Genomic DNA, 10,695 nt, shown 5'->3' with positions numbered 1-10,695 from the left:
CTTAAGCCCGTCATTCCCCGTAACCAATTTCGCGACCATCTCGAACAGCGTCGCCCCGTCTTCTTCCCGAATGACAAACGGGCGCACGCCGTTGGCGGTGACAACGTCCAAAATGGCGTCGGGCGAAGATTGCACCGCGCCTGAATTTTTAAATACCGTGTCAATCAGAAAGCGGGTTGAATAAACATTTCCGGTGGCTTCGGCCTTACCGCCCACGTTCGCATACTCACTGACAAAAAAGCGCGTGACGTCGGTGTACACATAAAAAATCTGCGTATCAAACGTCTGGCTAAGACCTTCGTCAGTCGTGTAAACAGCATGTTCAAATCCCAGCAGATGGCGCAAACCTTGTAGTGTCGCCCCATGCGTTACAAAAGTGCCGTTTCCCTTGGTGTATGACGAAGGGAAAATATCGGTATCGTTCAAGCGTGGCCCCGCGGGAGACAGCTCCGAAATGCGCTTACTGCTGGCCTGGTCACTCATTGGTAGCCCCTTGTGTTGTTTCAATAGTAAATCGCAGGTGTAAATGCTCCGGGACTTCCGGGTCACTGTTCACGGCGTCCATGAACATTTTTTGCAGCGGGATCACCTCGTCTTTGCGATAGGTTTCACGCGCCTTGATGGGGTCGCCCAGCCCGGCAGCATTTTCGGGAATGATGCCCGCCAGACCTGCCGGGAAACGGTGTGCGTTCAAAATGTCCTGGGCGGATATGTTCTTCACGTTGGCAAACTCATCCTTGGCGCTGATGTCGCCAACGGGGATAAACTTCACCCCTTCCGGGTCGCCTTTCGGGATATTGATGTACAGGTTTCGGAAGTTGCCGATCCCCTTGCTTTCTTCCACCTTGCTCTTGATCTCGTCTTCCATTTCATCCGACAGGTTGGCGTCCGTGGTATAGAGGATGCCGCCCAGATGGGCGCCGTTGTGGTAATAGCGCCGACGGAACAAGGTTGCTTCGCTGTTGAGCAACGCGCTGTTGATGCCGCCGATATAATCCGGCAACCCGTAAACCTGCTGTTGCGGATCATATTGCTTGATGAATATCACGTCCTGCGCGTCGTAAATCAGCGGCGCCCCCTTTTGCAGTACGGCAAAAGAGTCATCCTTACGCACCCGCAGATACAGCGACGGCAGCGGCGCCAGGCGAATGACTTCACCGAAGTAGTTGCGCACCTTCAGTAATCCCGCGTCGCCGAAGGTGGTGAAATCGTACGCCGCCGCCTTCAGCTCTTCATGGGACAGACCGCCGCCGAGATAGTCAGCCGACAGCATGTTGCGCCGGGCATAGACGACGCCGCCGTGCTGGCCATTACTGTTGACCAGGTTAGCCAGGGCAAGCCGGTCAATCGGCTGGGTAAAATGGTCGAACTCGCTGTCATACCAAACGTCTTGATAATCTGTACCGCTGGTAAGCACCATTTCCGGCGGCCCCAAGATGACGGAGCCTGGCTTGCCGCCGTTCATGTTGGGCATTGTGGAGAAGTGTTTGCCGCCCTGGCGGCGGCGTTGCTGGCGTTTTTTCTTTTTCATGCTGCCTTTCCAAATGCCCAGGTGGATTTACGTTTGTGCTCGTAGTCGATCGGTTCGTTGGCTACGGCGTGAGAGATAGCGAAGAAGACATCCGCATGACCGGTTTCGGCTGTGCGATCGGCAACAAAGGTCAGGCTGTTTCCGCTGGCCGTGGTGGTGCGACGGATAGCCAGGAAACTGGCAGGAATTTCGGTCTGGTCTTTATCCCATTCGATTCGGTTTTCGCCGATAACGTCGATCATCTTCAGCACCAGACGGTTTTTGCTTTCAACGCTGTAATGGATTGGCACAGCCTCCCGCATGGCAAAATGCTGCACCAGCTCGAACACACCGCGACCGCTGCCGGTAATGTCGATACCGATATAGGTCATGTTGTAACGCTGTTTCAGCGCCTTGATCTGCTTGGCCTGATAGTTGAAGTTCATCCCCTGCCAGTAGAAAGTGGCCAGAACGCGGAACCGCTCCCCTTCATGCAGCGGCGGCGCCACAATGACAAAGGTCGAGGTGTCGCCGGAGCGTGCCGGGTCGAAGCCCGCCCACACTTCACGATTGCCGAATGGCCGTGGCGCATCGGGGTTGTGATCCAGCCAGGTATCGAAATCAACACCGCAGCGCTCCAGGTCGCTGAATTTGAAGACGCTGTCCCCGGAGTCGACGAACACGCACATGTAGAGCATGTTGAAGGTGTCCGGGTTGTACTTGTTGCGCAGCCGTTCAATATCGACCAGTTTGTCGAGGCCACCGGCCACCGCGTCTTCCATCGTGACAATAAAACGCCACTGGCCATCAGGACACAGGCACCCGCCATCCCGCATCTGGTCGAAGGTCGGGAACTTAACCGCGCTGCGTTTCTTGCTGCCTTTCTTCCATTCGTCACCCGTCCAGAACGGGTAAGCCTGGTGCGTCTTGGCGCTGGGGGTAGAAAAATAGGTAGTGCGCAGGTGTTTATGAGTCGCCATAGCTGAAGACACTTCATTCAGCACATGGAAGTTGGGCACCCAGAAATATTCGTCGCAATACAAATGGCCACGGTGAGATTGCGCCGTGTTTTTGTTTGTCGATAAGAACATCATTTCGGCGCCGTTACTCAGGCGGATGTCCTTGCCAGTCAGCGTCAGGTCGAAAAGCTCCTGGGCAAATTTGACGATATAGGAGCGGAATACCTCGGCCTGGCGTTTGGACGCCGACAGGAAAATTTGGTTCTCCCCAGTCAGCACCGCGTCTTCGAAGGCTTCAAACGCAAAATACCAGGTAGCGCCAATCTGGCGCGACTTCAGCAGGTTGCGCACCAGTTGATGCTTATTATCGCGCAGGGTTTGCTGATAGGCGAACAGGTTCTCTTTTGCGAAGTGCTCGAACTCCTCACCGGTCAGCTTCGATATGTCGTTCTTGCGGTACTTTCGTTTTTCGGGCTTTTCATCGTCAGGCATCCCGGCGCCCGTTTGGCTGCCTGCCCTGGCCACCGCCATCTTCTCTTCGTGTTTATAACGTTGGGTCAGCAAGCGGACGTGCTTTTCTATCAGCATGTCCAGCTCTTGCGCCTGCTCAGGGCTTTTAATATCCCGCGGCGCCAGCGCCATGATCCTGCGATTAATGCACTCTTCAACGCTTTCCGCGCTGAGCATGTCCCGCCAGCCATCTTTTTGCGCCCAGTGGTATATGATCCGCACGGAAGGCAGATTAAGCTCTTGGCGTATTTCTTGCGGCGTCCACTTTTTTATATAAAGGGAACGAGCAACGCCTTTTAATTCATCTGAATATTTAGCCATGCGCTTATTATGCAGTGCAAAAATAACGAAAATGACAACTAAATATCGGATACATTCGGTAATAAGGTTATATCCGAACGTATAAGAAAAAAAGGAAATGCGAGAGCCTCAAATATTCGCAATACTGCAATTCGCCAAGTAATTAAATTTATCTTCAACTGATTAAAAGGTCTGTTATGCCTCAATTAGTAACTGACTGGGTGCGCATCTGCAAATCCGGTACATCCGTAGACGGGCGCCCTATCGACCCGCAATGGCTGATTGATTGCGCGAACAATTACAGCCGCGAAAACTATACCGCCATGCTGTGGCCTCATCATGAAGAGGATATTGCCTTTCGTCAGTACACGGCAAACCTGGGCGAAGTTGATGCATTAAAGTTCGAAGAGAACAACGGCGCTATTGAGCTGTACGCAAAATTAATTCCCAATCAGTTTTTAATTGAAGCCAACCGAATGGGGCAAAAACTTTTCACCTCTGTGGAAATCGTCCCCGACTTTGCCGGTAAGTATTCCAATTATTTGATGGGGCTGGCCGTTACTGATATTCCGGCCAGTCTGGGAACGGAAAAACTTTCCTTTGTGTTTGACGGTGAAACCGTCGAAGGCAACCGCGGTACCGTGGAGGCGTTCACGCTGGGGAAACTATCCAAACGTAATAACGACAGCGGCAATAAAACCTCTTTTTTAAGTCGCTTATTTACCACCGGTAAATCCTTCACCCCCGAAGAAGAAAACGCCGCCACTACATCCGAAGAGGAAACAGGTATGGATGAATTAAAAAGCCTCATCGAAGCGCTGACTCAGCGTCTTGATGCACTGGAGGCCAACGCCAACGGCGACGCCGCCGCCAGTACCCCGGAAGAAGCCGCCGACGCAGTGGCCGATCTGGCCGATGAAATCGCCGAAGTCGCTGACGAAGTCGCGGCCGCGGCGGAAGAAGTCGCCGCCAACCCGGAAGACGAAGTAAAGCAAGAAGAGTTCACCGCCAAAAAAGCCAAGTTGGCCCAACTGTGGCAAACCTTCTCCGCCAAGACGCCAGCCGCGAAACGCATGTCACGCCGCCAGGGACGCCGCCAACCGGCAGCCAAGCCGGACTCGCAGGATTTCAGCGTCCTGAAAACCCAGCTTGCGGCGTTGACGGAGCGCATGACCCAGTTGTCGGCCCGTGCGACGCAATTACCTAGCAAGACGCCAGCAGGCGGCAAACCGCCGTTTGAGTTCGTCTAACGGCGCCTAACCACCACTTTCAGGGGATGCAGACATGCAACTGAATCAACGCGCCTTTGCGCTTATTAACCAATACCTGGGCGGGCTGGCGCTGTCCTATGGCGTGGGCGACCCGTCGCGCTATTTCTCGCTGACCGATCCGAAAGAAACCAAGCTGCGCGATGCTCTGCTGCATAGCTCTGCGTTCCTTCAGATGATCACTGTGATGGATGTCGACCAACTTCAGGGCCAGGTGGTTGCCGTCGGCAATCCGGGTCTGTTCACCGGTCGCAAAAAAGAAGGCCGCTTTACCAAGAAAGTCGGCGTGGACGGCAACGAATACAAGCTGGTTGAGACTGACTCATGCGCCCAACTGACCTACGCCCTGCTGTCTGTGTGGGCCAACGCGGGCAGCGAAGAAGAGTTTTTCCAGCGCGTGACCAACTTCAGCAATGAGTCCTTTGCTCTGGACATGATCCGCATTGGTTTCAACGGTACCAGCATTGCCGAAAATACCGACCCAACAACCAGCCCGAACGGCGAAGACGTCAACCGCGGCTGGCACAAAATTGTATTCGACCGTTCACCAGGTCAAATCGTTACCGACGGGGTGGTATTGGGTGAACACGGCGACTACAAGTCACTGGATGCCATGGCGTCAGACTTAATCAACACCAAGATTGCCGAGCAGTTCCGCCAAGACCCGAGCCTGATCGTACTGTGTGGCTCTGACCTGGTAGCGGCTGAAGAGTTCCGCCTGTACCAGGCTGCCGACAAGCCGACCGAGAAGAACGCCGCGCAACTGCTGAGCAAGTCTATTGCCGGTCGCCCTGCCTATGTGCCGCCGTTCATGCCTGGTAAGCGTCTGATCGTCACCACCCTGGCGAACCTGCACATTTATACCCAGCGCGGCACACGCCAGCGTAAATCGGAATGGGTCGACGACCGCAAGGCATTTGAAAACAAATACCTGCGCAACGAAGGCTATGCCGTCGAGTATGACGAGCTGTACGCCGCGTTTGATGAAAAGGCCGTCACGATCTCCGACGACGTCCCCGCGCCTGGTGGCGAGTAACCCCTAACCGACAGTAAGGATTGAACATGGCACTTTCACCCTGCCAGCGACACACCGCCCGCATCAAGGCCGAAAAGGCCCTGGCGGAAGGTCGCGCACTGAGTAGCAGCCCGGATAGCTTGAACGTCCAGTTCCGCAGCCTGGACATGGACGTCGCCCGCCTGCGTGACTTGCCGCAAGTCGCCGACAGGGTGGAAATGAAACGCAACATCCTGCTGCCGAAATGGACGCCGACGGTAGAGCAATACCTGAAAGACGGTATTGCCTACCAAAACCCGACGTTCGCTTATTGCGTGATCTGGCTGTTTGACGTTGGCGAATATGACCTGGCCCTTGAATGGGCCGATATCGCCATCGAACAAGGCCAGGCCACCCCCGAAAACTTTGGCCGGACGTTCCCGGCCTTCGTGGCCGACACCATGTTGTCCTGGGCAATGGCCGAGGCTGACGCCGGTCACAGTGTTGAACCGTACTTCAGTCGCACCTTTGCCAACATCTGCGACAACTGGCGGCTGCACGAAGAAATCAATGCCAAGTGGTACAAGTTTGCCGGGCAACTTCTGCTGAAAGACAAAAACGGCAAGGTACAGCCCACGGCGATCGACGACTTGGCTGTCCTGGAACAGGCCGACGCCCTGCTGGCGAAGGCGCACAACTATCACCAGCCGGTCGGTGTGAAGACGTTGCGCGACAAAATCGCCGCCCGTATTCGGTCGATCCAGGCCAATTAACGACTACCGCAAGCCGGGGCGGGCACGGTGGAGGCTGATAACCCGTAAGGTTTTCGTGGCCAAAGAAACCGGTTAGCCCGCTTCTCTTTTACAGGTGATGTATGAGCTTAGGATTCAGTGGCAAAAGTCTGGAATACCAGGACGTAACAATCGCCAATACCGCCGTGCCGTTCTGGCCGGATTTGAACCTGGGCGAGTTCCAGAAACAACGCGCTATCCCGCCGCACATGGACGGTGCTACCGCCGTGCAGGCTCTTCTGGCTGCCGTCGGTGAGGTCAACACCAGCCTGGCGGGATATGTGCAACAACAGCAGGCCAAAGGGTACGACGCTGCATTAGACGTACCGGGCGCCACCGTCAACGGTGAAAACCAACTGACTGCCCAATACAAAAAGGCCGTGTATGCCCGCGCCAAGGCCGATTTGCTGGGTGAGTTCGCCAGCATTGGCCGCAGGGAAACCCACCCAGGGCAGGAGAGCAACGAGACCCGCGAATCGCTGATCGCCGAGTCGACGCTGGTTATTCGCAACATCAAGGGCAAATCCCGCGTTGGGGTCAGTCTGATATGAGCCAGTTAACGAGCTTGACCGCGTTTTTGCAGGAAAATCTGCCGGTTAGAGTGAGTGACTTTGACAGCTACATGGACGACCAGAAAATCGTGGCCAGCAACAAGGACATGGGGATGGGGCAGCGTCGTATTGGCTACACCACGTACACCGGCGAACTGCGCTGGGACGACTGGCCCTATCGCCTGTGTGATCCCCAGTTGCTGTATACGCTGGTGCTGGTCTGGCTGGGCGACCATGCCAATGACCTGCGCGAAGAACTGGGCCTGGAAGACCCGGACATCGACCCACAACCCATTGACGAGCAAACCGCGATTGTCAGTGTTTCCGTCCCCTTGGTGGACGAACTGGGCATTATCGAAGACGAAGCAGGGCCAGTACCGCACGACGGTAAACGCTGGCGCCTGGGCGACCCGGTGGTACTGATTGCCGAGACGGCCACCGTGTACGGCGCCGACAGTGTCGGGGCCAACGTCGACGGCAACAGCGAATGATCCATGGCGAGCTGAATAAAGCCCAACTGGCCGCCCTGAAAGAGGCGTTAGCCTCCGGCGACATGCCCGCAAGAAAGCAGCAGCGCCTGCTGTGGCGCATCGCCAAGCTGGGCGTGATCACCGCCGCAAAGCGTAACGCCCGTAACCAGACAGACCCGGACGGCCAGCCCTGGGCAAAGCGCAAACGGGGAAAAAAGAAGATGTTACGGCAGTTACCGAAACTGCTGCACGTCAAGGAAATGCCGGAGGTTGGCGCCGTGCGGATATATCTCCAAGGCGGGAAGTACCAGAACGCGGGGAAATCCGTCGCCGCCGGGCTGATTGGCGCCGTGCACCAAGGCGGTGCCAGCATCCAGGGCAACGCCGGTACCGCGCCGCGTCCGAGCAGCCAGGACAAACCGGCCAACGCCCGGCAAGCCAGGAAGCTGCGCAAGCTGGGGTACAAGGTCTGGCGCGGCAAACGGTACGCCAAAGCCACGGCAAAAGAGATTACGGAAAAAATGAGCATGGCCCAGGCGGGCCTGCTGATTAGAAAGCTTAGCGGTAAGCCGCCGAAGCGCACCTGGAAAATTGACATTCCCGCCCGCGTATTCCTGGGCGTGAGTGACGACGAGTTCAACCGCATTCTTGCCCGCCAGCTCCAGGCTATTGGTTTTGGTTGGGATGTGAAGGCACAAGACATTAAGGGGAAACAATAATGACCTGGCCGAATGTCACCATTAACCAGCTCAACCAGTACCAGGGCACCACCAACGAGGTGGAGCGCGTCCTGTTGTACATCGGTATCGGCGCCGCGACCGGCGGCCTGCTGTCAGTCAACAACCAATCGGACTTCGACGCCCTGTTGGGGGATGCTGACAGCGTGCTGAAAAGCAACGTGAAAGCCGCCTTTGCCAACGCAGGCCAGAACACTTTCGGTTATGTCCAGGTATTGGCCCCCGAGGCCAAAACGGAGGATTGGGTCGCTGCCGTCAAAGCCGCGCAAGCCGTCGCATCCGTGGAAGGCGTGGTGTTGCTGATCGATGTCAAAGCCAAAGCTGACATTGAGGCTGCCAATACATTACGCGCTGACCTGATTGCCAGTTACGGGCGCTGGGTGTGGTTCATCCTGGGCGTGGAAGGTATCCAGGCCGAAGAGACCTGGGCGGAGTATGAAACGCGCCTGGCCGCACTGGAGAACGGCGTAGCCGCCTTCGGCGTGCAATTAGTTCCGCGGATGTGGGGCAATGAACCCGGAGTCCTGGCAGGTCGCTTGTGCAACCGTGCCGTGACAATTGCCGACAGCCCTGCCCGCGTGAAAACCGGCGCCCTGTTGGACATCGGCAGCACCGAGCGCCCAACCGACAAAGACGGCGTGGAAATTAGCCTGGCGAACCTGCAAACGCTGAATGCCAACCGCTACAGCGTGCCGATGTGGTATGCGGATTTTGACGGGATGTACTGGGCTGACGGCCTGACGCTGGACGTTGAAGGCGGCGACTACCAGGTAATTGAATACCTGCGAACCGTTGACAAGGCCGCCCGCCGGGTACGTTTACAGGCCATCACCAAAATCGGCGACCGTAGCCTGAACAGCACACCGGGAAGCATTGCAGCCAATCAGGTGTTTTTCAGTCGCGTACTGCGCGAAATGTCACGCAGCACACAAATTAACAACGTTGCGTTCCCTGGCGAAGTGAAGACGCCACGCGAGGGCGACGTGGTGATCACCTGGCAGGACAGGAAAAACGTCAGTGTGTACCTGACCGTCCGCCCCTACGAAAGCCCGAAGGGGATCACCGTCAACATCTTGCTGGATACCAGCCTGGACACGGAGTAACCGCCAATGAGCACCAAACGCATTTCGGGGCAGTCGTTCGACATCGACATGGGCGGCGTTGCCATCCAGGTGAAGAACATCTCCCTGGACATCACCGACGACACCGAAGTGTCGAAAACCCGCGGCATTCCTGATGGGTATACCGACGGGGCAGTCGCCGCCGAGGGCGAAATTGAGCTGGATACCAAGAACCTGAAATTAGTGCAGTCAAAAGCCCAGTCCGCCGGGTCATGGCGTGGCATTGAGCTTCAGGACTTCCTGTTCTACGCCAAGGCTGGGGATGAAGAGCTGAAGGTCGAAGCCTACGGTTGCAAGCTGAACGTCTCCAACCTGCTGGCGATCGACACCTCCAGCGCCGGAACGTCCAGCCACAAAATCAAGTACCTGGTCACGTCGCCCGACTTTGTGCGGATTAACGGTATTCCGTACCTGTCCGCCGAAGACACCCGCGACCTGCTGGGCTAAGGGGACGGGATGCAAGACCACGAAAAGAAAATCCTGACCCTGGCTGCCATCGGCGCCGTGATCGCCCTGGGGCAGGTATTGAACAGCAAAGACCCGATCACCCCGCGGCTGATGGTGGGCCGCATCATTCTGGGGTCTGCCGTTTCGATGGTGGCCGGGATCGCGCTGGTACAGTTCCCTGACCTGTCCCCGGTCGCTATCAACGGCATCGGGTGCGCCCTGGGGATTGCGGGCTATCAATTCGTCGAGCGCTGGCTACGCCGCCGCGGCAACAAGTGGGTACAAGGGGAAAACAATGACGTTAAGTGAAAAACAGCAGCTTTTTACCAAACTGATCGCCCAGCTCATTCTGTGGGCGGATGAAAAAGGCTACCGCCTGACTTTCGGCGAAGCCTACCGCACGCCGGAGCAAGCCAGATTGAATGCCCAGTCCGGCAAAGGGATCGCCAATAGCCTGCACTCACAGCGCCTGGCCGTCGATTTTAACCTGTTCATAAACGGGCAATACCAGACGGACAGCGCCGCCTATATCGAATTGGGCAAATTCTGGGAAAGCATTGGCGGCAGTTGGGGCGGTCGATTCTCCCGTCCAGACGGCAACCACTTTAGCCTGGAACACAACGGCGTCCGCTGATGAACCTGTCGCCGATCGTCTTACTGCTGGCGCTGGGTGCTGCCTTTGGGTGCGGCTGGACGACTGCCGGATGGTACCAGGACAGCCAGCAGTTAGTGATCGAACGGGCAGCCACGGCCGGGGCAGAACAAAGTCGCCGGTATACCGAACAGATGGCCGGGGTATCGGCCAAATTGCTGGAAGAAAAACTGGAGGCGTTGCGCGGCAATGAGATACGCACTGAACGGGAAATCCGCACTGAAACGGTTAAACCGGTGTTTCGCAACGTGTGCGCTTCTGACGAGTTTGTCCGGTTGTTCAACGCCGCCACCGACCGCGCCGAACGTGCCTTATCAGGCCAACCTGCGCAGCCGCTGCCCGACGGTGCTGCCGCGCCTCGCTGACGCTACCGGCGGCGCCATGA

Annotated in this window: 13 protein-coding genes and 1 pseudogene; 11 read left to right on the top strand and 3 right to left on the bottom strand. The window is 56.6% G+C overall.

Features of this window, described 5'->3' with window-relative positions; translation table 11 throughout:
- From ACGS9J_RS22915 to ACGS9J_RS22905, 3 genes and pseudogenes are all read right to left on the bottom strand, one after another.
- Positions 1-483: pseudogene (locus tag ACGS9J_RS22915) on the bottom strand (hypothetical protein); the annotation flags it as partial.
- Entirely contained in the window at positions 476-1,474 is a 999-nt protein-coding gene (locus tag ACGS9J_RS22910) for a phage portal protein (RefSeq protein WP_442233018.1), read from the bottom strand. The gene ACGS9J_RS22910 and the pseudogene ACGS9J_RS22915, both read right to left, overlap by 8 nt.
- 53 nt (positions 1,475-1,527) lie before the next feature.
- A complete protein-coding gene (locus ACGS9J_RS22905) occupies positions 1,528-3,300 on the bottom strand; it encodes a terminase large subunit domain-containing protein (protein ID WP_442233014.1) in 1,773 nt (590 codons plus the stop codon).
- A gap of 176 nt (positions 3,301-3,476) precedes the next feature.
- On the opposite strand from ACGS9J_RS22905, the gene ACGS9J_RS22900 reads away from it, so the two are divergent.
- From ACGS9J_RS22900 to ACGS9J_RS22850, 11 genes are all read left to right on the top strand, one after another.
- Positions 3,477-4,529 (top strand): GPO family capsid scaffolding protein, encoded by a 1,053-nt coding sequence (locus ACGS9J_RS22900; protein ID WP_442233013.1) that lies wholly within the window; start codon positions 3,477-3,479, stop codon positions 4,527-4,529.
- A 34-nt stretch (positions 4,530-4,563) separates the two neighbouring features.
- The gene (locus ACGS9J_RS22895; RefSeq protein WP_442233012.1) at positions 4,564-5,583 is read left to right on the top strand and encodes a phage major capsid protein, P2 family; all 1,020 of its coding nucleotides are present in this window, start codon (positions 4,564-4,566) and stop codon (positions 5,581-5,583) included.
- 26 nt (positions 5,584-5,609) lie between these two features.
- A complete protein-coding gene (gene gpM / locus ACGS9J_RS22890) occupies positions 5,610-6,314 on the top strand; it encodes a phage terminase small subunit (protein WP_442233011.1) in 705 nt (234 codons plus the stop codon).
- A 101-nt stretch (positions 6,315-6,415) separates the two neighbouring features.
- The gene (locus tag ACGS9J_RS22885) at positions 6,416-6,883 is read left to right on the top strand and encodes a head completion/stabilization protein (protein WP_442233010.1); all 468 of its coding nucleotides are present in this window, start codon (positions 6,416-6,418) and stop codon (positions 6,881-6,883) included.
- Complete coding sequence (locus ACGS9J_RS22880) at positions 6,880-7,374, top strand: phage tail protein (protein ID WP_442233009.1); 495 nt, start codon at positions 6,880-6,882, stop codon at positions 7,372-7,374. The genes ACGS9J_RS22885 and ACGS9J_RS22880 overlap by 4 nt, the downstream gene beginning before the upstream one ends.
- Positions 7,371-8,072: a hypothetical protein gene (locus ACGS9J_RS22875; RefSeq protein WP_442233008.1), complete on the top strand. Its 702-nt coding sequence runs from the start codon at positions 7,371-7,373 to the stop codon at positions 8,070-8,072. The genes ACGS9J_RS22880 and ACGS9J_RS22875 overlap by 4 nt, the downstream gene beginning before the upstream one ends.
- A complete protein-coding gene (locus tag ACGS9J_RS22870; RefSeq protein ID WP_442233007.1) occupies positions 8,072-9,193 on the top strand; it encodes a DUF2586 domain-containing protein in 1,122 nt (373 codons plus the stop codon). The genes ACGS9J_RS22875 and ACGS9J_RS22870 overlap by 1 nt, the downstream gene beginning before the upstream one ends.
- Positions 9,194-9,199: 6 nt before the next feature.
- Positions 9,200-9,658 carry a phage protein gene (locus tag ACGS9J_RS22865; protein WP_115059133.1) on the top strand — a complete coding sequence of 153 codons (459 nt, stop codon included), beginning with the start codon at positions 9,200-9,202 and terminating at the stop codon, positions 9,656-9,658.
- A gap of 9 nt (positions 9,659-9,667) precedes the next feature.
- Complete coding sequence (locus tag ACGS9J_RS22860; RefSeq protein ID WP_115184078.1) at positions 9,668-9,967, top strand: phage holin family protein; 300 nt, start codon at positions 9,668-9,670, stop codon at positions 9,965-9,967.
- Positions 9,954-10,292 carry a M15 family metallopeptidase gene (locus tag ACGS9J_RS22855; RefSeq protein ID WP_442233006.1) on the top strand — a complete coding sequence of 113 codons (339 nt, stop codon included), beginning with the start codon at positions 9,954-9,956 and terminating at the stop codon, positions 10,290-10,292. The genes ACGS9J_RS22860 and ACGS9J_RS22855 overlap by 14 nt, the downstream gene beginning before the upstream one ends.
- Positions 10,292-10,675 carry a hypothetical protein gene (locus ACGS9J_RS22850; protein WP_442233005.1) on the top strand — a complete coding sequence of 128 codons (384 nt, stop codon included), beginning with the start codon at positions 10,292-10,294 and terminating at the stop codon, positions 10,673-10,675. The genes ACGS9J_RS22855 and ACGS9J_RS22850 overlap by 1 nt, the downstream gene beginning before the upstream one ends.
- Positions 10,676-10,695: the final 20 nt, after the last annotated feature.

Origin of the sequence: Serratia quinivorans, from assembly GCF_052113645.1 — a bacterium.
In the GTDB taxonomy this organism is placed as follows: Bacteria; Pseudomonadota; Gammaproteobacteria; order Enterobacterales; family Enterobacteriaceae; genus Serratia; species Serratia quinivorans_B.
Note: the sequence above shows the minus strand (reverse complement) of the source record. Positions and strands in the feature narration are given on the sequence as shown.